The 19,264-nt window shown below is 75.4% G+C and carries 18 protein-coding genes; 2 read left to right on the plus strand and 16 right to left on the minus strand.

Annotation, left to right across the window (positions count from 1 at the left end):
- The first annotated feature begins 176 nt into the window (after positions 1 to 176).
- Complete coding sequence (locus AB0M08_RS15285; protein ID WP_364492897.1) at positions 177 to 779, plus strand: hypothetical protein; 603 nt, start codon at positions 177 to 179, stop codon at positions 777 to 779.
- A gap of 5 nt (positions 780 to 784) precedes the next feature.
- On the opposite strand, the gene AB0M08_RS15290 is transcribed toward AB0M08_RS15285, so the two are convergent.
- Entirely contained in the window at positions 785 to 1,624 is an 840-nt protein-coding gene (locus tag AB0M08_RS15290) for an NAD(P)H-binding protein (protein WP_364492899.1), read from the minus strand.
- Between the two features lie 85 nt (positions 1,625 to 1,709).
- On the opposite strand from AB0M08_RS15290, the gene AB0M08_RS15295 reads away from it, so the two are divergent.
- On the plus strand, positions 1,710 to 2,471 hold the full coding sequence (locus AB0M08_RS15295; protein WP_364492901.1) for a TetR/AcrR family transcriptional regulator: 762 nt from the start codon (positions 1,710 to 1,712) through the stop codon (positions 2,469 to 2,471).
- Here the strand turns inward: AB0M08_RS15295 and AB0M08_RS15300 are convergent.
- The 15 genes from AB0M08_RS15300 to AB0M08_RS15370 are packed head-to-tail and all read right to left on the minus strand — an operon-like array spanning position 2,419 to position 19,248.
- Positions 2,419 to 3,078, minus strand: a complete 660-nt coding sequence (locus AB0M08_RS15300; RefSeq protein ID WP_364492903.1) for an HAD family phosphatase — start codon at positions 3,076 to 3,078, stop codon at positions 2,419 to 2,421. The genes AB0M08_RS15295 and AB0M08_RS15300 overlap by 53 nt on opposite strands.
- Complete coding sequence (locus tag AB0M08_RS15305) at positions 3,079 to 4,422, minus strand: hypothetical protein (protein WP_364492905.1); 1,344 nt, start codon at positions 4,420 to 4,422, stop codon at positions 3,079 to 3,081.
- Between the two features lie 42 nt (positions 4,423 to 4,464).
- The gene (locus AB0M08_RS15310) at positions 4,465 to 5,277 is read right to left on the minus strand and encodes an HAD family hydrolase (protein ID WP_364492907.1); all 813 of its coding nucleotides are present in this window, start codon (positions 5,275 to 5,277) and stop codon (positions 4,465 to 4,467) included.
- On the minus strand, positions 5,274 to 6,689 hold the full coding sequence (locus tag AB0M08_RS15315) for an AMP-binding protein (protein WP_364492909.1): 1,416 nt from the start codon (positions 6,687 to 6,689) through the stop codon (positions 5,274 to 5,276). The genes AB0M08_RS15310 and AB0M08_RS15315 overlap by 4 nt, the downstream gene beginning before the upstream one ends.
- A complete protein-coding gene (locus AB0M08_RS15320) occupies positions 6,686 to 7,285 on the minus strand; it encodes a phosphopantetheine-binding protein (protein WP_364492911.1) in 600 nt (199 codons plus the stop codon). Before AB0M08_RS15320 ends, AB0M08_RS15315 begins: the two co-directional genes overlap by 4 nt.
- A gap of 35 nt (positions 7,286 to 7,320) precedes the next feature.
- A complete protein-coding gene (locus tag AB0M08_RS15325) occupies positions 7,321 to 8,712 on the minus strand; it encodes an aldehyde dehydrogenase family protein (protein WP_364492913.1) in 1,392 nt (463 codons plus the stop codon).
- Positions 8,713 to 8,732: 20 nt separating this feature from the next.
- Complete coding sequence (gene truD / locus AB0M08_RS15330) at positions 8,733 to 9,845, minus strand: tRNA pseudouridine(13) synthase TruD (protein WP_364492915.1); 1,113 nt, start codon at positions 9,843 to 9,845, stop codon at positions 8,733 to 8,735.
- Positions 9,842 to 11,401: a GMC family oxidoreductase gene (locus tag AB0M08_RS15335; protein ID WP_364492917.1), complete on the minus strand. Its 1,560-nt coding sequence runs from the start codon at positions 11,399 to 11,401 to the stop codon at positions 9,842 to 9,844. Before AB0M08_RS15335 ends, truD begins: the two co-directional genes overlap by 4 nt.
- Entirely contained in the window at positions 11,391 to 11,978 is a 588-nt protein-coding gene (locus AB0M08_RS15340) for an AAA family ATPase (RefSeq protein WP_364492919.1), read from the minus strand. Before AB0M08_RS15340 ends, AB0M08_RS15335 begins: the two co-directional genes overlap by 11 nt.
- A complete protein-coding gene (locus tag AB0M08_RS15345; RefSeq protein WP_364492921.1) occupies positions 11,971 to 13,233 on the minus strand; it encodes an aminotransferase class III-fold pyridoxal phosphate-dependent enzyme in 1,263 nt (420 codons plus the stop codon). The genes AB0M08_RS15340 and AB0M08_RS15345 overlap by 8 nt, the downstream gene beginning before the upstream one ends.
- 29 nt (positions 13,234 to 13,262) lie before the next feature.
- Complete coding sequence (locus tag AB0M08_RS15350) at positions 13,263 to 14,516, minus strand: hypothetical protein (RefSeq protein WP_364492923.1); 1,254 nt, start codon at positions 14,514 to 14,516, stop codon at positions 13,263 to 13,265.
- Complete coding sequence (locus tag AB0M08_RS15355; protein WP_364492924.1) at positions 14,513 to 15,745, minus strand: acyl-CoA dehydrogenase family protein; 1,233 nt, start codon at positions 15,743 to 15,745, stop codon at positions 14,513 to 14,515. The genes AB0M08_RS15350 and AB0M08_RS15355 overlap by 4 nt, the downstream gene beginning before the upstream one ends.
- The gene (locus AB0M08_RS15360; RefSeq protein WP_364492926.1) at positions 15,742 to 17,118 is read right to left on the minus strand and encodes a hypothetical protein; all 1,377 of its coding nucleotides are present in this window, start codon (positions 17,116 to 17,118) and stop codon (positions 15,742 to 15,744) included. The genes AB0M08_RS15355 and AB0M08_RS15360 overlap by 4 nt, the downstream gene beginning before the upstream one ends.
- A complete protein-coding gene (locus tag AB0M08_RS15365; protein ID WP_364492928.1) occupies positions 17,102 to 18,340 on the minus strand; it encodes an aminotransferase class V-fold PLP-dependent enzyme in 1,239 nt (412 codons plus the stop codon). The genes AB0M08_RS15360 and AB0M08_RS15365 overlap by 17 nt, the downstream gene beginning before the upstream one ends.
- Complete coding sequence (locus AB0M08_RS15370) at positions 18,340 to 19,248, minus strand: TauD/TfdA family dioxygenase (protein ID WP_364492930.1); 909 nt, start codon at positions 19,246 to 19,248, stop codon at positions 18,340 to 18,342. Before AB0M08_RS15370 ends, AB0M08_RS15365 begins: the two co-directional genes overlap by 1 nt.
- Positions 19,249 to 19,264 lie beyond the last annotated feature (16 nt).

The following is a 19,264-nucleotide window of genomic DNA, read 5'->3' on the forward strand; positions in this document are numbered from 1 at the left end:
TTGTCTGGGGCGCGGGGGGGGGCGGGTGGGTTTGTGCGGGCCCCGCCCCCCGCCCCCGGCTGCCGTGTCCCGCGGCGTCGTGTTCAGTGCCGTCGGGTTCAGTGCCGTCGGGTTCAGTGCCGTCGGGTTCAGTGCCGTCGGGTTCAGTGCCGTCGCCGCCCTGCCGAAGAACGAGTGTGGGGAGACATTCCCGCCCGCCGCCGCGCCGCGCCTGGCGCCGGGTCTGCCTGTGCGCCACCGCCGCGGTCCTCGCGGTGGCGGCGGCCCAGCTGCGCCCGGCGGGTGCCCGCTTCACCGCCCGGACGTCGAACACCGGCGACGCGCTGTCCGCCGGCACGGTGGTGCTCTCCGGCACCATCCCGGCGAGCGGCACACTCTTCACGGTCACCGGCGCCATCCCCGGCAGCACCGCCATCACCTGCGTCATCACGGCGTACACGGGTTCGCTGCCCGCGACGGTCCGGATGTACGTGCCGACGGCGACCGGCACGCTCGGCTCGTACACGGTCTTCCGGCTCCAGATCGGCACCGGCAGCAACACCGACTGCAGCGACTTCAGCGCCACGAGCACCCTCTACAACACCACCGGCATGCGCGCCGGGGCGTACACGCTGGCGTCCTTCATCACCGCCAGCAACACCTGGGCGACCGGCGTCGGCGGCTGGGCCGCGACCACCAACACGACGCGTACCTGGAAACTCGAATGGATCGTGCAGAGCGACGACGCGGCCCAGTCCCAGTCCACGTCCTTCACCGCCCGCTGGGAGGCCCAGCGCTGACGGGTTCAGAGGGCGTCGCGGGCGCCGCGCGGCTCGCGGCCGAGGAACTCGCCGAGCAGCGGGTCGGTGCCGGCGAAGAAGCCACGCCGGGCCGCCTGGTAGAAGCCGAGCAGGAAGCGCGTCATGTGCTCCGGCTGGCCCGCCGCGAGCCGTTCCGCGACCCACTCCGCCTCGTCGACCTGCCGGAACCCGATCGTGCGGCCCGCTATCTCGGACGCGATCCCGGCCAGTTCGGTGAAGGTCACGGCCGTGGGCGCGGTGATCGTCACCGGGCCGTCGTACGCACCGTCGGACGTCAGGATCGCCGCTGCGGCCTCGGCCGCGTCCTCGCGTGCAGTCCACGACACCGGGCCGTCGCCGGGGACCACGATCTCCCCGGTCTCCCGCCACGGGCCGGCGAGCCACTGCAGGCTGTGCGCGTAGAAGCCGTTGCGCAGCGACGTCCACGCCACCCCGGACTCCGCCAGCAACCGCTCGGTCGCGGCGTGGTCCCGGCCCGGCCCGAACGGGTTCGCGGGCGCCGCCGCCTGGTGACTCGTGTACAGGATCCGCTTCACCCCGGCCGCGACCGCCGCGTCGACCGCAGCCCGGTGCAGCGCGACCGCGTCCGCCGCCGGATCGTTCGACGAGACGAGCAGCAGCTGGTCGGCCCCGGCGAAGGCGGCCGGCAGCGACGCCGGTTCGGCGTAGTCGCCGCGGCGCACCGCGATGCCGCGCCGCGCCCAGTGCTCCGCTTTCGCGGCGTCCCTGACGACCACGGTCAGTTCGCTCGGCGGCATGCGTTCGAGCAGGTGGCCCACGGTCGCACCGTTGAGTGCCCCGGTCGCCCCGGTCACGATGATCATTGATTCACCCTCCGCGTTATCACTGGAAACACTTCGACCGTAACGCCGATAATCAGTGATAGCAAGCCGGTGCTATCGTTGATTCGTGAGCGATGTGGTCAAGAACCGGGCGGACACCCGGGCGGCGATCGTCGACGCGGCCGCCGCCCTGCTGCGCGAGGACGGCCCGGCCGCCGTGACGACCCGCGGTGTCGCCGAGCGCGCCGGTGTGCAGGCCCCGGCCATCTACCGCCTCTTCGGCGACAAGGACGGCCTGCTCGACGCGGTCGCCGAGCAGGTGATGGCCACCTTCGTCGCGGACAAGGCCGCCGGGGTCGCCGCCGCGACGGCCCACGGCGCCGACCCGCTCGACGACCTGCGCGCGAGCTGGCGCAAACAGATCGATTTCGGTCTCACCAACCCGGCCGTGTTCCGCCTGCTGAGCGACCCCGACCGGGTGCTCGGCTCCCCCGCCGCCCGCCTCGGCAAGCAGATCCTGGAGACCCGCGTGCACCGCCTGGCCACCACCGGCCGCCTGCGGGTACCCGAATCCCAGGCGGTCGATCTCATCCAGGCCGCCAGCGTCGGCACCATCCAGACCCTGCTGGCGACGCCGGCGGCCGACCGCGACCCGACCCTGGCCGAGGTGATGATGGACGCGGTCCTGACCCGCATCCTGACCGGCGCCCCCGCCGCACCTTCCACCGCACCCGACGAGCCCCTCGCGGCGGCCATCGCCCTGCGCGCGCTCGCCCCTCAGCTGGTGGCGCTCACCCCGGCCGAGCGCCACCTACTGATCGACTGGCTCGACCGCGTCACCGCGGTGCCGGGTGGACCGGTGGGACATCCGCCCAGCTCAGCGCCGTGACGTCGGCGCCGGCGAGGATCTCGGCGGGGTGGGTGGTGGCGAGGCCGACGCAGCGCATGCCAGCGGCGCGGGCCGCGGCCACGCCGGTCGCCGAGTCCTCGATCACCACGCAGTCGGCCGGTGGCACGCCGAGGCGTTCGGCCGCCAGCAGGAAGACGTCCGGCGCCGGTTTCGGGCGTACGCCCGGGACGGAGAGGTCGACCACGCGGCCCCCGAACAGCCGGGAGAGGCCGGTCGCGGTGTCGGCCAGGGCCAGCAGGCTCGGCTCCATCGACGTGGCCACGCAGGTACCGACCTCGGGGTGCACCGTCGCGAAGTACTCCCGGAATCCGGGCACGAAGCGGACGCTGCGCGCGAGCAGGGCCGCCATCAGCACCCGGCGCTCCGCGGCCAGGGCGTCCGGCTCGTCGTCGAGGCCGCAGACGTCGATGATGATCTCGATGGCGGCGCGTTCGCCCCGCCCGGTCAGCAGCGGCTTGAGCGTGTCGCGCGGGTAGGCGCGGCCCCGCCGGTTCAGCAGCTCCGCCTGCGCCGCGTCCCAGGCGCCCTCGGTGTCCACCACGACACCCTCGGCATCGAAGATGATGGCCCGTCCCGTCGTGATCATCTAGGCCGCGGCCTCCCATAGGACGTCGAGGATCCCGCGGAGCACGGCCGCGGTCTCCTCCTTGGTCAGGATGTTGGTGCGGACCGTGAGCGAGGTCTTGCCCGCGAAGTCGCTGAACGAGGGGCCGACCCAGAGACCGAGCCGTGGCGGCTTGCCGTCCAGCACGGTCCGCACCCGGGGATCGGGCCGGCGCTCGGGGGGCGGGTGCGCCGCCCGGGGCGTACCGGAGGATCTGTCGTTGCGGTGGAACTGCCCCCGGGCGTCGTTGAACTCGAAGCGGACGTTCTGCGCCCGGAGGAGGCCGTCGCTCACCCCCGCCCGGCGCAGCGCGAACGGGTCGACGCCGGCCCTGGTGTAGGCGGTGAGCGCGGCCGCGAACGTGTCCCGGAAGACGGTGTCCGGTTCGGTGCCGTCGGTGTAGAGCATCGTCGCCTCGCTCTTCAGTCGCGTGACCGAGGACTGGCGCCGGGCGTCGCCCCGGTCGGCGTAGCTCAGGGTGACGCCGACCGCCCGCTGATCCAGGCGGCGGGCGACGGTGTGGCAGAACGCCGCCAGCAGCACCGTGGACGGGCTCGTCGACAGCCTGGTGGCGATCCGGTCGCAGAGCCGGGTCACGGCGGCGCCCTCGCAACGGGCCTCCTGACCGAGATCTGGTGACAGCCGCGTCCGCGGGACGATCGCGGCGGCCCGGAGGCGGTCCGCCACCTGCTCCCGGTGCGCGATGGCCGCCGCGGTCCGCGCCCGTCCGGCCGGTCCCTCCTCCCACGCCACCTGGTCCAGCTGATGAAAAACGGCCGGCGGCTCGGCGCCGTGGCCACCCGTGCCGATCTCCCGCATGACGTCCCGGGCCAGGTTCGAGAACCCCCAGCCGTCCACGAGCAGCCGGGACGCGGCGATCACCACGTTCTCGCCGGTACCCCGGTCGCCGGTCACCCCGATCCGGACCAGGTGGCGGCCGCCGACGTCGATCATCTCCCGGCCGAACTCCTTCGCCAGCACGTCGGCGCCGCCGTCCGACCGCACCTCGCCGACCACGATCGGGAAGGTCTCCGCCGGGTTCACCCGCTGGGCCGGCCGCGGCTCCGCCAGATCGTGGACCGTCGTCCGGAAGCACTCGTGCCGGGCGGCCACCCGGGTCAGCGCCCGCAGCAGGTCGTCGATCGGCAGGCGCCAGCGGCCCCGCAGGTGGAGGGTGGCGTGCAGGTCGAAGTTCGGGCGGGTCTCCGGCGGCAGCGCGAGATCCTCCCGGTACCCGTTGGTGATCTCCAGCTGGGCCCAGGAGAACGGCCCGGACCGGGCCGCCACCGCGGGCAGCGCACGTCGCACCGTCTCCCCTCGGCTCATCTGCTCCCCCTCACTTCTGCTCCCCCTCACTTCTGCTCCCCCTCACTCCGCGGCGTGGGCCGGCCGCCGGCTCTCGGTCTCCAGCAGCACGGCGACGCCGTCGTCCGCGCAGGCCGGGATGACGACGTCCGCCGCCGCGAGGACCTGCGGCGACGCGCCCTCGACGACCGCGCCGAGGTGCGCCCACCGGAGCATGTCGACGTCGTTCCAGCTGTCCCCGGCCGCGATCGTCGCCTCCGGCGGGATGCCCAGACGGGCCCGGAGGACCTCCAGCGTGCGGGCCTTGGAGACGCCCTCCGCGATCAGGTCGGCCCAGGTGTGCCCGCCGCGGCGGTAGACGACCGGCGTGTAGGCCCCGAGCTCCGTCAACCGGCGGCGCAGGTCCGCGACGTCGGCGCCGGCGGTACGCAGGAACAGGCGCGGCACCGGCCGGGCGCCGACCGTGGCCCAGTCCGCGACGCGCTGCGGGCCGCCGAACTCGTCCGCCGGCAGTTCCCGGGTGCCCAGGTAGGCGCCGGACTCCTCCTCGGCGACCAGGACCGGGTCGGGCAGCTCGGCGGCGAGCGCGGACAGGGCCCGGCCGTCGATCAGCCGCCGGTGCGCGGGTACGCCGTCCGGGCCGTACAGCAGGGCGCCGTCGGAGCAGACCGCCCAGCAGCCGCGCAGCTCGGCGTACGCGTCCGGCAGCGTCCGGGTGGTGGCCCACGGCCGTCCGGTGGCCAGCACCACGATCCATCCACGACGGCGGACCGCGTGCACCGCGCGGCGTACCCGGTCCGAGACCCGGCCGTCCCGTCCGACCAGGGTGCCGTCCAGGTCGAGGGCGACGAGCCGCCGGTCCGGTGCCGGGGTCATCGCGGGACCTGGTCGCGGTACCGGAAACGCTGCACCTTGCCGGCCGGGTTCCGCTCGATGGCGGGCACCAGGTCGACGTGGACCGGGACCTTGTGCGGCGAGAGGGAACGGCGGCAGTGTGCCTGGATGTCGGCGGCCGCCGGAGCCGGGCCGTCGCCGTCCACCACGACCACCGCCGCCGGAACCATGCCCAGCAGGCCGTCGGGGCGGCCGACGACGACCGCGTCCCGGATCCGCGGATGCCGGAGCAGCACCTCCTCGATCTCCCGTCCGCTGACGTTGGCGCCGCCGACGATGATCACGTCGTCGACGCGGTCGGTCAGGAAGAGATAGCCGTCCGCGTCCAGGTAGCCGAGGTCCCCCACGCTGCAGAAGCCGCCGGGCAGGGTACGCACGTGCCGCAGCCGGTCCGGGGACAGCCGCTGGGTGGCGGCCGAGCGCAGGTAGATCTCGCCGACCCGGCCCGGTGGCAGGCGCCGGCCCCGCGGGTCGACCACCCGTACCTGGGTCATGAACGGCCGGCCGACCGTGCCCGGGTGCGCCAGCCACTGGTCGCCGCCGCAGAACACCGCGCCGACCATCTGGGTCGACCCGTACAGCTCGTACACCCGGTCCGGGCCGATCCGGTCCATCCACGCCCTCTTGACCCGCTCCGGGCAGGGCGCGGCGGTGTGCATCATGCCGTCGAGGCGGGCGGTCACCGCCGCGAACGTCGGCTCGTGCGCGGCGATCAGGCCCATCTGGTGCGGTGTCGTCTGGAACCACGCCGGCGGGTACCGGCGGGCCGCGTCCCGGGCCGCCGGGAGGCTCCACCGCTCCAGGACGACGATGTGGTCGCCGCCGGCCAGGCCGGCGAGCGCGGAGGTGAACGGGGCGGTGTGCGACAGCGGGCCCATCACCAGCTGGACGCCGCCGGGCCGCCAGTTCATCCGGCCGAGCAGCAGTTGCTGGCTGGCCACCACGTCGCTGGGACGCCCGCGCACCGGGGTGAGGGTCGGCAGGCCGGTCGTGCCGCCGGACGGGAAGAACCAGGCGAGATCCGGCTCCACGCCGTCCACCGGCCCGGCCGTGGGGGAGGCCGGGCCGGACGTGCCGTGCAGCTTCCCGAGCAGCGCGGACCGCTCGTGCTCGGAGAGGCCGTACGGCACCACCAGCGGCGGACGGCCGCCGGCCCACGCGGCGACCACGGCGGCCAGGAACTCCGGCCCGTTCGGCGCCTCCACCACGACGGCCTCGCCGGCGCCGACCCGGACCACGGTGGGCCGGGCGGCGAGGGCGCCGGCCAGGTCGGCGAACGCGCGCCGGGTCAGCGTCCGCCACCGGCCCGCGTGGTCGCGGACCGAGACGGCCGGTGACGCCGGGTCGGCGGCCGCCCGGTCCCGCAGCGCCTGCCACACCGTGGGACGGTTCACCGACGGGTCTCCACGACCGGCTCGGCGGCGGGTTCGGCGGCGGGTTCGGCGACCGGCTCGGCGACCGGCTCGGCGGCGGGCTCGGCGGCGGGCTCGGCGACCGGCTCGATGCCCCCGGCGAGGGCCCGGATGGTGCCGGCCACGTAGAGGTCGGGCGCCGCGACCGGGACGCCGAACCGCTCCTCCGCCTGGTTGGCGATGAGCACCGCGGAGAACGAGTCCCCGCCCAGGTCCACGAAGTCGTCCTCGACGCCGACGCGGGGCACGTCGAGCACCGACTGCCAGCACTCGGCGAGCGCCGTCTCGACCGGGCCGTCCGGTGCCACGTACCGGTAGGCGTCCTGCTCCACGGCCTCGGCCAGCCACGCCGGGTCGGGATCGCCGCCGCCGGTACGGACGATCTCCTCGGCCACGATCACCAGGGCCGGCCCCGGTGCCCCCGCCTGTTCCAGGTGCAGCCGGAGCTGGAGCCCGCTCAGGAAATCGGGCGACGCCACCAGCAGCGCGGTCTCCCCGGTGCCGGGGAGGGTCCAGACGAGAGCCTCGCCGACACCGTCGTGGGCCAGTGCCGCCTGTTCGATGCTTGCCGTGTCCATGTCCTCTCCCAGGTGTGCGTACGGAACTTCTCGGTTCAGGCGGGCGGCGCGTACCAGAAGTCACGGGGCTTCCCGCCGGTGTGCACGGTGGTGACGCGGCGGCGCAGGCACTGCTCGTACCGCGACGCCAGGCCGGAGTCGCCCGCGTCGCGCCACCCGGTCCAGTGGTCGGCGCCGGGGAGGTTCACGATCGGGTCGTTGATGAAGACCATCCCGGCCTCCAGGCGGTCGGCGACCCGGTGCGCCCGGTCGACGTCCGTGCCGAAGACCGCCGCCGAGAGCGACAGCCGGGACTCGTTCGCCGCCGCGACCGCGGCGTCGTCGTCCTCGACGGCCAGGATCGGCACGACGTTGCCGAAGGTCTCCTCGCGGACCAGCTCGCACGCCTGGTCGCGGAGCCGGACCAGCGCGGGCGTCAGCCAGTTCCCGTCGCCGGGCGGCCCGGCCGGGCGTTCCCCGCCCAGCACCAGCTCGGCGCCGTGGGCGACCGCGTCCGCGAGCCGCGCCTCGACCCGGTCCCGCGCCTCGCGGCTGATGTACGGCCCGTAGTCGGTCCCCGGCACGAGCCCGGTCAGCACCGCCGCGATCCGCCCGGTGAGGTCCTCGGCGACGTCGCGGTGGGCCAGCACCCGCTTGACGCCGGCGCAGTCCTGTCCGCAGTGGTACGTGGCGCCCCAGGCGATGGCGGCCGCGGCCAGGTCCAGGTCCGCGTCGGGCAGCACGATCGCCGCGCTGTTGCCGCCCAGTTCCAGGGAGACCGGGGTCAGCCCGGCCCGGCGTACGACGTCCCGCCCGGCCTCGGCAGAACCCACGAAGAACACCTTGTCGACCGCGCCGACCAGGTGACGGCCGGTGTCGTCGCCGCCCGGCAGGACGGTGAACAGCGCCGCGGGCAGCCCGGCCCGGTCGGCCAGGTCGCGCAGCAGGCGCCCGGTCATGGTCGCGTGCTCGGAGGGCTTGAGCACCACGGCGTTCCCGGTCAGCAGCGCGGGCGCCAGGCACAGCGCGGGCGTGTAGAACGGGAAGTTCCACGGCATGATCAGGCCGAGTACGCCGTACGGCCGTGCGGAGAGGGTGGCCTCGGTCGCCGGGAAGACCTCGTCCGGCAGCTCCAGGGGCTCGGTCGCCTGCCGCCGGGCCCGGTCCAGGTGGTACCCGATCCCGTCGACGACGTCGAGGACCTCGCCGAGGGCGTCCCCGGGGATCTTGCCGGTCTCCCGGTGGATCACGTCGACGATCTCGTCCTGCCGCGCGGCGACGACCTCGCCCCACCGGCGGATCAGCGCGGCGCGCTCCGTGATGGCGCGGCCGGACCACTCCGGCTGGACCGCCCGGGCGGCGGCCACCGCGGCGGTGACCTGGTCGAGGGTGGAGGACGGGAAGCGGGCGAGGCGTTCCCCGGTGGCGGGGTCGACGGACTCGATCACGGGTGGCGGCACCTGCCCGGTCACAGCGACCGCAGCGCGAAGAGCTGGCGGACGGCGGCGGTCGCGTACACCCCGGAGGGCAGGAACAGGCCGAGGCGGACCCGGTGCCGCCCGGCGAACAGGTCGTCGGTGTCCAGGCCGGAGACCGCGATCTGGGTCTGGATGACGGTGGCGCGGACCGAGGCGTGCTCGGTGATCTCCCCGTCCTCGAAGGTGTAGCGGGCGTACGGCAGTTGGGCGGTGGCGGCGAGCACCTTCGCCACGGCGGCACCGGACCGGGCGTACGCGAAGGGGATGTCCTCGATCCGGACCGGGAGCGTGTCGTCCGGCGCGTTCTCCCGCAGCACCGCGGCCAGGTCGTCGTTCCAGGCCTTCGACGCGGTGGAGGCCAGGAAGAAGGAGACGGTACGGGAGTCCAGCGAGAGGAAGAAGTCCGCCGCGCTCCCCCGCCACTGCTGGGCGAGACCGCTCTCCGGCGTGCCGAGCGCCCGCAACTGCCCCAGCGCGTCGGACCACCGGCCCTCCAGGATGGCGGCGCCGACCAGGTGAGTACGTTTCGGCTGCCCGGGCACGCCGAAGCGCTGGGTGTCGTAGTAGTTCAGGAAGAGGTGGCTGATCTTCCGGGCCTCGGCGAGCGCACCGGCCGTCGCCTCGTCCAGGTTGCGGACGACGATCCGGAACGCGTTGCCCTCCAGCGCGCCGATCCGCAGCGGCACCGCGCCGTACCCGTAGTGCTGCAGGTCGATCCAGCGCGCGCCGCCCTCGGCCGCGACCCGGACGGCGCCCTCGCCGACGGCGTCCGCGGCGGTCACCGGCACCGCGACGACCTGCTGGGTGACGCCGTCCTCGTCCTTCAGACCGCCGTACGTCACCTCCCGGGTGGTCAGCCCGAGACGGCCGGCGACGAGCCGGATCGCCTCCATGGTCGTGTAGCCCCGCTTGCGCAGCAGGAGGTACCGGTACTCGGCGCCGTCCCGGGGGCGCAGGTCGAGGACCATCGCCTCCTTGACCAGGAAGTCCTCGTCGATCCACTTGATCGCCGGTGCCGGCGGGGAGGCCGCCGGGCCGCGCTCGGTGGTGAGTAACGGTGTGATGCCGTCGAACATCTCGTCCCCGATCCGGAGGTCGGTCATGGCAGGAGCCGCAGGGCGTTGCGGGCGACGGCCATGACGGTCAGGTTGGTGTTGGCGCGCAGCGTCCCGGGCAGCACCGAGGCGTCGGCGACGTACAGGTTGGTCACGCCCCGCACGGCCAGGTCCGGGGTGACGACGGCGCCCGGGTCGCCGGGACGGCCCAGCCGGGCGGTACCCATCGGGTGGTGCCCGGGCTGGACGTTGTCGAGGATCCAGTCGTCGAGGGCGTCGTCGAGGGCGAGCGTCCGGTCGTCCGGTCCGTGCCGGTCCCGGACGTGGGCGGCGAGCGCCCCGGTCCGCAGGCAGCGGTCGGCGAGCCGGACGCCCTCGCGATGGCGGCGGAGGTCCTCGGGGTGGTCGGCGTAGCGGTAGTCCACCCGGATCCGGCGGGCCCGGTCGATCCGGACCGTCCCGCGGACGCGCGGTGCCATCAGATTCGAGGTCAGCGACGAGGCGAGCTCCGCCGACCAGAGGCGGGCCACCTCCGGCAGATAGCCGGCGAGCGCGACGTGCCCGATCAGGCAGAGCTGCATGTCGTTGCCGGTATCGGAGGCCTCGGCGGTGTACCGGGCCAGCACCTGCACGCACGGCACCCCGGCCCGGGGCGTCTGCGCCGCCCGGAAGACCAGTGGCACCTGCGAGTGGTCGCTGAGGTTGCGGCCCACCCCGGGCAGGTCCACCACCACCTCGACGCCGGCCGCCCGGAGTTCGTCGCGGGGCCCGAGCCCGGAGCGCAGCAGGACGACCGGGGTCCCGAAGGCGCCGGCCGACAGGACCACGGTGCCGGCCTCGGCCTCCACCACCCGGCCGGTGGCCGCCTCCCGGTACGCGACCCCGACCACGCGACCGCGATCGATCAGCACCCGCTCGGCCCGGGCCCCGGCCGCTATGGTCAGCCGTCCCGCCCGGTCCGCCCGTTCGGTTCGTTCGGTTCGTTCGGTTCGTTCGGTTCGTTCGGTTCGTTCGGTGAGGTAGGCCTCGGCCGCCGAGAGGCGGCCGCCGTCCGGGGTGAGGTTGAGGGGCGCGACACCGCCGCCGGTGGTGTACGGCTGATTGTGATCGGCGACGACCGGCCAGCCGAGGTCCGCGACGCCGGCGAGCAGGGCCCGGGCCGGGCCGGTGAGGGTCCGCTCCCGCGGGCGGCGGATCCGGACCGGGCCGCGGTCGCCGTGGTCCCCGCCCGGGAAGTCGGTGTCGTGCTCCACCTCCCGCAGGCAGTCGGCGATCCGCTTCCACTCCCAGCCCGGCAGGTTCCCCGGGAAGTCGCCGGGCTCCGGCCAGAGCGCGATGCAGCTGTTGATCCGGGAGGTGCCGCCGACGACCCGCCCGCGGGGAATGGGCATCCGCCGGCCGCGCGGCCCGCGGCCCACCACGCCCCAGTCGTGCGAGCCGATGGCCGGGGTGGTGCCGTCGGCCAGCTCGGGCGGCAGGCCGTCCGCCGGGTAGTCCGGGCCGGCCTCGATCAGCAGCACGTCGGTGCCGGGGCGGGAGGAGAGGCCGCCGGCCAGCACGCATCCGGCCGAGCCCGCGCCCACGACGATGTGGCTATACCGCACGCGACACCTCGCCGTCCGGGGCGGCCAGCCATCGGGAGAGCTCGCGGGGGCGCGTGAACCGCCACAGCACCGGGCCGGGCGCGCCGTCCGGCAGGTGCGCGGCCAGGCTCCGCCGGGTGTTCCGGACGCCGCGCCACGCGTACCGGAACACGTGGTCGCGGCGCCAGAGGAACGACCAGGGTGACGGCTCCACGTTCCCGGCCCAGAGCGCCTCCTGGTGGATGCGGCGCAGCAGGGTCCGGCAGACCACGCTGGTGATCGAGAGCCGGGCCGGGTAGTCGAGCCAGATCACCAGCTGGGCCCGGGCCACCAGGGCCGGGGCGACCTCGTCGTACTGCCATTCGGTCACCCAGGCGCCGGCGCCGAGCCGCCGCAGCGCGCTCGCGGTGAACGCGGCGCGGGGCCGCCAGCCCGGTCCGTAGTAGAGCCCGTCCATGTCGATGTAGGGCACCCCGCGCCGGTCGGCGAGGCGGCGGGCCAGCGTCGTCTTGCCGGATCCGCTGGCGCCGGCCACCGCGATCCGGTCGAAGCCCACCGGCGTTCCCGGCGGGTCGCAGGGCGGGCGCGGCTCACGCACGGGCGGCCGCCACGGCCTCGAGGGTGGCGGCGACGATCTCCGCGACACCCTCCTCGTCGATGATCAGCGGCGGCACCGCCATCAGGTGCCGGCCCTGGCGGCGCAGCAGGACGCCCCGGTCCCGGACCGCGTCCAGCGCCCGCCCCGCGGTGTCGTCGTCGGCGAACTCGACGGCGGCGACCAGGCCGCGGCCGCGCACGTCGGCGACGTGCTCGTGGCCGAGCGCCTTCTCCAGGCCGGCGAGCAGTTCGCCGCCCCGGTGGGCCGCGTTGCCGCAGAGGTCGTCCTCCCGGATGACGTCGAGGACCTCGAGCGCCACCCGGCAGGCGGCCGCGTGCCCGCCGGTGGTGTGGCCGTGGCGCAGGATGCCGGCACCACCCGGCGCGAGGTAGCCGTCGTGCACGAACGGGCGGCAGCTGACCCCGCCGATCGGGATGTACCCGGAGCTCAGGCCCTTGCTGTAGGTGACGATGTCCGGGGTGATCCCCTCGTGCTCGAAGCCGAACATCCGGCCGGTCCGCCCGAACCCGCAGAACACCTCGTCGAGGACGAGCAGGGCGCCGTACCGGTCGCACAGCGCCCGCAACCCGGTGAGGAAGCCGTCCGGGAGGACGACGCCGCCACCGACGTTGAGCAGCGGTTCCACCACGACCGCGGCGGTGGGCGCCGCGCGCAGGGCCGCCTCGAAGCCGCCGAGCAGCGTGGCGGGGTCGCCCATCCGCAGGTCGCGGGCGGCGGACGGGAGCGGGATGTGCCGGACCGGGAGCCCGATCGCCGCGGGCGCCTCGTTGCCCGGCAGCCGGGTGAGCGACTTCGCCAGCAGGGTGGTGCCGTGGTAACCGGCCGCCAGGGAGACGATCTGCCGGCGCTCCTCGCCGTGGTTGGCGGCGTGGTCGAGGGCGATCCGGACCGCGAGTTCGGTCGCCTCCGAGCCGCTGTTGACCAGGCTGGTCCACCACGGGCCGTCGCCCGGGAGCAGGTCGGCGAGGGCCGCGGCGAGCCGCCGTGCCGGTGGGTGCGCCGCGACGCCGAGGTCGAAGTGGGCGATCGCCCGCAGCTGGTCGGCGGCGGCGTCGGCGAGGCGGGTGCTGCCGTGGCCGCAGTGCGCGTTCAGCGCCGCCGAGCTCGCGTCGAGGTACCGGCGGCCGGTGTCGTCGACGACCCGGTAGCCCTCGCCGCGGACGAACGTCGGCCGGAACCCCGGTTCGTCCATCGGGGACCAGGGATGCCAGAGGGGTGAGGCGGAGAAAGACATGATCGAAAACCTTTCGGGAGTACGAACGGTCAGGACCATCGCGCTTCGCGGGCCCACCACGCGTCGAAGTCCGCGAGTCGCGTGGTGACCGGCGTGCCCGGGTCGGCGCGGAAGCAGACCTCGACCACGGCGTCGGTCACCGCGCCCGGGCTGGACAGGTGCTGGCCCGGGCCGGCGAGCGCCCGGTAGGCGACCACACCGGGGATCGGGCAGGACGACGGGAGGGCGGTCAGCACGCCCGCGCGCGGCGGGAACCATCCCCATCCGTGCGGCATCTCCGGTACGGCGGCGAGCGCGGCCACCGGGACACCGAGCTGTCCGGTGACGGCCGCGCCGTAGAGGTTGACGCCGAACGCCCGCTCGTACGCCTCGACGATCCCGGCGCCGCCCGCCCGGCAGGCGATCTCGCAGAGCACCGGCTCGTCCGGCGCGGTGGCGAAGAACTCCGCGTGGAACGGGTGCCGTCCGGGTGCCGCCGGCAGCGCGGCGACGACCGCCCGGACGGAGCGGACCAGTGCGGCGCCGACCGGGTCGCCGGCCGGCAGCATCGCGCTGAGGTTCGGCTTCGAGTGGTACATGGTCTCCCACTGCGGGTGCAGGTACCGGGAGGGCCAGCACTGGACGACCGCGCCGTCGTCCATCAGGCCGTCCACGTGCCACATGTCGCCGTGCACGAACTCCTCGACGATCACGCCGGCCGGGTCGGCGAGCCCGGCGAGGACCCGGTCCAGGTGCGCGGTGTCGCGTACCACATGGGTGTTCTTGGAGGCGACGCCCCGGGCCGGCTTGACGACCAGGGGGAAGCCGCGGTCGTGGAGCAGCGCGGCGATCGCGGCCCGGTCGTCCGCGCGGGCCATCCGGGCGGTGGGCAGCCCGGCCGCCCGCAGATGCTCCTTCATCACGCTCTTGTCCCGGTACGCGGTGGCGCTCGCCGGCGACTGGCCGGCGATCCCGCACCGGTGGCGGATCCGGGCACAGCGCAGCACGTCCGCCTCGGTGGTGGAGATCAGGACGCCGGCCCGGGTGGTACGGCAGACCCGCTCGATGAGCTCCTCGGTCGCGGCGCCGTCGTAGTCGTCCAGGAGGCGTACCTCGGCACGTCGCCGCAGCCGGGCCAGGGCCTGCTCGTCGACCGCCGACGAGACGCAGGTCAGCACGGTCACCGGGCGGTCGACGCCGTCCAGCCAGGTGGCGAGCTCACCGAGGATCGGCCGCCGGTTCACGATCACCGCCGAGGGTCCCGGGCGGTTCACGGCCACGGCCGTGGGATCCGGGCGGCTCACCGTGCCGCTCCGGTGTCGGCGAGGAAGTCGGCCCAGCGTTCCGGTGGCGAGTACGGCCGCATGAACGCCGCGGCCTTGACGTCGCGGTAGACCCGGCCGAGCTCACTCGCCGCGCCGTAGCTCGCGCCGCCGCAGATCTCCATGGCCCGGTCCACCACCGCCCCCGCCGAGCGCTCCACCGCCAGCGCGGCGATCAGGCAGTCGGCGAGCAGGTCACGGCCCGCGCCGTCACCGGCACCGCGCGGCGCGGTCGACCGGAAGGCCTCGTCGACGCGCTCCGCCGCCGCACCGAGCACCGCGTTGACCTGCGCCATCGCGACGGTGAGCTCGGCGTACGCGGTACGGACCGCCGCCGCGGACCACCGGGACCCGGGGTCAGCGGCACCGGTGGTGAACCGGTCCCGCGCGACGTCGTACGCCGCGGCGGCCATCCCCGCGTAGGCGGCCACGATGGGGATGGACGCCGCGGCCCGGCCGGCGAAGTCACCCGGGTCGGGCGCGCCCCACGAACCACCGATCCGTACGTCCGCCGCCGGCAGCCGCACGTCGTCGAGCACCACCCGGCCGCTGCCCGAACAGCGCAGTCCCAGCCCGCTCCAGTCGTCGTGGACGGTCACCCCCGCCGTCCGTACGTCGATCATCGCGGTGGCCATCGCGTACCCGTCCTCGCCGGGGGTCCGTACCCGGGTGTAGAGGTGGGTGGCGCCCGGCGAGAGCGAGACCAGGATCTTGGTGCCGGTGACCGACCAGCCGTCGCCGGAACGGCGGGCCTCGGCGGCGACCCGCCACGCCTCCCGGCCGGGCTCCGCGACGGCCGACGCGAGCACCATCTCCCGGGCGCCGATCCGCCGCATCCAGCCGCGCCGGTGCTCCAGGTCGGCCGTGCCCGGGTGGGCCAGTTGACGGGCGAAGTAGCAGGTGAGCGCCAGATGCATGGAGGCGCCGATGCCGATCGAGCCGTTGATCCGGGCGAGTTCCCGGACCACCAGGCAGGTGTCGTGGAGCGAGGTGAGGCCGGTGCCGCCGAACTCCCGCGGCGCGTTGACGGCGAAGACCCCCGCGCCGCGCAGCCGTTCGACCGCGGCGGCCGCGAAGACACCGGCCTCGTCGGCCTCGGCCGCCTCCTTCCGTACGATGTCCGCCACGCTCGCCACCAGCGCGAGGGCGTCGTGCCCGGCGGGCGTACGCGGGTGCGGGGTGAACGACCCGCCGACCGGTGCCGGGCTCATGCCAGCGCCTCCTCGTCCGCGCTCACGAAGACCGGCCAGCCGAGTTCCCGGCCGAGACCGGCGACCGCCGCGGCGGCCGAGCCGTCCACCCCGGTGGGCAGCGGCGACCCGACGGCGACACCGTCCCGGTCGATCCGGTAGCGCACCTCCCCCGCCGCACGTCCGGTGCCCGCCGCGACCGTCGCGCAGAGCCCGGCCAGCGGGGTCGGCACGCCGTCCAGATCCGCCGGCAGCCGGAGCGCGTGCGAGGGCCGCCCCGCGACGAGCCGGCGGATCTCCCCGGCCAGTGCCGCCGCGTCGAGGCCGGCCAGCGGGTCGCCGGGCAGCTGGAGCGTCCGGGAGAAGAGGTAGACCGGGAAGTCCGGCGCGGCACCGCGCAGTCCCAGGCCGGACGCCAGCCGCGGGTTCACCTCGGTGGCCCGGAACCCGTCGGCGCCGAGGATGCCGTCGACGCTGAAGAACCCCCGGTAGCCGACCGCGGACCGCAGCTCCTCGCCGGTCCGGCGGGCCGCGTCACGGATCTCGGCGGCCCCGCCGGGCGGCGGCCGCCAGTGGGTGGAGGAGCCCGCGAAGACCAGGCGCCCGGACCCGGCCACCCGCAGCGTGACGATCTCGATCGGGTCGCAGACGCCCACGCCGCCGGCCGTCACGAGCCCGAGCACGCTGCACGGCGTGCCCTCGTAGAACGCCGAGACCCGGACCCGGCGGGCGTGTGCCGCGGCCCAGGCCAGGACCGTCTCCGGTACGCCCTCCCCGGGGCGGATCCAGCGCAGCCCCTCGGCGTCGCCGCGGTAGTCGGAGGAGGAGTCCAGCGCCACCAGCGCGCCGTCCGGGGTCGACAGCCCGCGGACCGCGGCGGCGATGCCCGGGGCGTCCGCGGCGAGGACCACCGACGGCGGGACCGGGACGCCGATGCGCCGGAAGACGTCGTCGGTCACGGTCTTGTCCTCGTACGCGGCCCACCGCGACGGGCGCCCGCCCACCACGGCACGGCCGGCCACCGTGGTGACCTCGAGGAAGTTCGTGCCGACGCAGAGCGCGCCGCCCTCCGGGTCGTGCGCGCGCAGCCAGTCCGCGGCCGCCCGGGGCAGGTCGCGCAGGCACGCGGCGAACCCGGCGCGGGAGAGCCCGGGCGTACCCGGCGCGGCCAGCACGTGGGCCGGGACCGGGGACGCGGGCGGCGGGCCGCCGCCCGCCGCGAGGACGCCGAGCACGGTCCCGCCGGCCCCGGCGATCTCCGCCACCAGCGAGTCCACCGCGGCGCCGAGCGACTCGGTCAGCACCACGTACCGGCCGCGCCAGTGGGCTCGGACCTCCTCGGCGAGGTCGTCCAGGATCGGCCGGTACGACGCCGGCTCACGACGGTTCGGCACGGAAGGGACCTCCCTGATCCGGTACGCGACGAGTCCGGAGCGCGTCGACCAGCGCGTCGACGGCCGCCTCGGTGGAGTAGGCGGAGAGCCCGGCGCGCACCGCGGTGGGCCGGGCCGGTGAGAGCCGCCGCAGGACGGCCGAGGCGTAGAACGAGCCGTGCCAGACCGCCACGCCGTGCCCGGCGAGCCGTGCGGCCGTCCGCTCCGGCTCCTCCCCCGCGACGTCGAAGGCGAGCACCGGCACGCCGCCCGGGTCGCCGGTGGGGGTGAGGATCCGGACGCCCGCGGTGTCGCGCAGTCCGGCGACGAGGCGGGCGAAGAGCGCCCGTTCGGCGGCCGCCATCCGGTCCCGGGGCCAGCTCCGGAGCACCCGGGCGGCGACCGCGAGACCCACCAGGCCCTCGTGGTTGTTGGTGCCGAGGGCGAGGTTCTCCCCGCCGGTGCGGCCCGCGCTGGGCACCTGCTCGGCCAGCCGCAGGGTGTCCGGCCCGATCCGGTCGGCGAGCCACAACACGCTCAGGTGCGGCCCATACCACTTGTAGGCGGAGGTGACCAGGGCGTCGCAGGGGACCTCCCGCAGATCCAGCACCCGGTGTGCCGTGGCCTGCACCGCGTCGACGAACACCCCGGCTCCGTGCGCGTGCGCCGCCTTCGTGATCGCGGCCAGGTCCGGGACGGCGCCGGTCACGTTCGACGCCGCCGTGACCGCGACCCATCGGGTACGCGGGCCGATCAGCGAGGTGACCGCGTCCACCGGCAGCGTGCCGTCGGGCGCCATCTCCGCGACGCGCACCACCACGCCGGCGCGCCACAGGGTGGCCCAGGGGTGCCGGTTCGCCTCGTGGTCGAGCGAGGTGCACACCACCTCGTCGCCCGGTGCCAGCCGCTCGCCGATCGCCCGGACGAAGAGGCTGGTCAGGGTGGTCATGTTGGCGCCGAAGACGGTGACGCCGCCGTCGGCGGCGAGCAGCGCCAGCACCTCCTCGTGGGCCCAGGCCTGCAACCGGTCGGTGAACCGGCTCTGTGGGAAGGCGCCACCGTCGTTGGTGACGTACGGGCTCCGCGCGTAGGCGGCCATCGCGTCGCCGACCGCGGCGTGCACGAGGGTGCCGCCGGGCGAGTCGAACCGGTGCTGGTCCGGGCGGTACCCGGGGAACTGCTCGGCCGGCGGGCGCCGCAGGAGGGCGTCGAGGTCGGCGGGGAGGAGATCCTGCGGCCGCATCAGCCCACCCGCTCCCCGTCGGCGACGATGGGCGTCTGGCCGTACCCGGTCTCGGCGGCCTCCCCTGCCGGGCGCTCCCCGGGCGCCCGGATCAGCAGCCGTTTGAGCCACCGGTCGGAACCGTCGAAGCGCGGGGTGAAGGCGGCGCGCCCGTGCACCACGGCGTCGTTGTCGAGCACGATCACGTCACCGGGCGCCAGCACCGCCTCCTCGCGGGCGGCGAGCAGCCCGGCCGTCAGCCGCCGGTAGGCCCCGGTGAAGGCGTCGTCGTCGGGCAGGACCGAGTACGCCGGGTCGAAGCGGAGACAGCGCCCGGCCGGCCCGGCCCAGGTGGTCGCCACGCCCGGCGCCGTCCCGGCGGTGAAGGTCCCCGGGTCGCCGTACGAGTCGTCCGGCAGGATCCGCACCGCCGGGCGTTCCAGCTGCGCCCAGTCGGCCGGGTCGAGGCGCACCCGCCGGACCCCGGCCACGTACGTACCGATCCGGGCCGTGTTCCGGACGCAGGCCAGCACGACCAGCCGGGCGCGCTGCGGGTGGAACGCGTCCTCGGTGTGCAGCAGCAGTTCGCTGGTGCTGCCGGCACCGGTCTGCGAACTCTCCTGTCCCCGGGACGGCAGCATGTTGTGCACCACCCGCCCGGCCTGCTGGTTGCGCCAGGTCATCGCCGGGCCCAGCGCCGCGCCCAGACCCCGCAGGGCCCGGTCGAACGCCGACCCGGTGCCGGCCTCGCGCCAGCTCTGCGGGGTCTCCTCGGTGGGCAGCACGTCGCCGAGCAGCCCGGGGAGGACGACGTGGCCGTCGCCGCCCGGGGCGGACAGGTGTGCGCGGATCCGGTCGGCGACGCCGTCCCACGGATCTCGGGCGGGGTGCGGGGCGGCCGTGTCACGGGCCGCGACATTGCTCGTCATCGCGCTGCGAGGTTCC

The sequence above is a fragment of the Actinoplanes sp. NPDC051851 genome (genome assembly GCF_040681165.1).
Classification (GTDB): Bacteria; Actinomycetota; Actinomycetes; order Mycobacteriales; family Micromonosporaceae; genus Actinoplanes.

Coding starts and splice junctions, on each gene's coding strand:
- AB0M08_RS15290 (WP_364492899.1), bottom strand. CDS start 1,624: ATGATCATCGTGACCGGGGCGACCGGGGCACTCAACGGTGCGACCGTG.
- AB0M08_RS15300 (WP_364492903.1), bottom strand. CDS start 3,078: ATGATCACGACGGGACGGGCCATCATCTTCGATGCCGAGGGTGTCGTG.
- AB0M08_RS15305 (WP_364492905.1), bottom strand. CDS start 4,422: ATGAGCCGAGGGGAGACGGTGCGACGTGCGCTGCCCGCGGTGGCGGCC.
- AB0M08_RS15310 (WP_364492907.1), bottom strand. CDS start 5,277: ATGACCCCGGCACCGGACCGGCGGCTCGTCGCCCTCGACCTGGACGGC.
- AB0M08_RS15320 (WP_364492911.1), bottom strand. CDS start 7,285: ATGGACACGGCAAGCATCGAACAGGCGGCACTGGCCCACGACGGTGTC.
- truD (WP_364492915.1), bottom strand. CDS start 9,845: ATGACCGACCTCCGGATCGGGGACGAGATGTTCGACGGCATCACACCG.
- AB0M08_RS15345 (WP_364492921.1), bottom strand. CDS start 13,233: ATGTCTTTCTCCGCCTCACCCCTCTGGCATCCCTGGTCCCCGATGGAC.
- AB0M08_RS15355 (WP_364492924.1), bottom strand. CDS start 15,745: ATGAGCCCGGCACCGGTCGGCGGGTCGTTCACCCCGCACCCGCGTACG.
- AB0M08_RS15365 (WP_364492928.1), bottom strand. CDS start 18,340: ATGCGGCCGCAGGATCTCCTCCCCGCCGACCTCGACGCCCTCCTGCGG.
- AB0M08_RS15370 (WP_364492930.1), bottom strand. CDS start 19,248: ATGACGAGCAATGTCGCGGCCCGTGACACGGCCGCCCCGCACCCCGCC.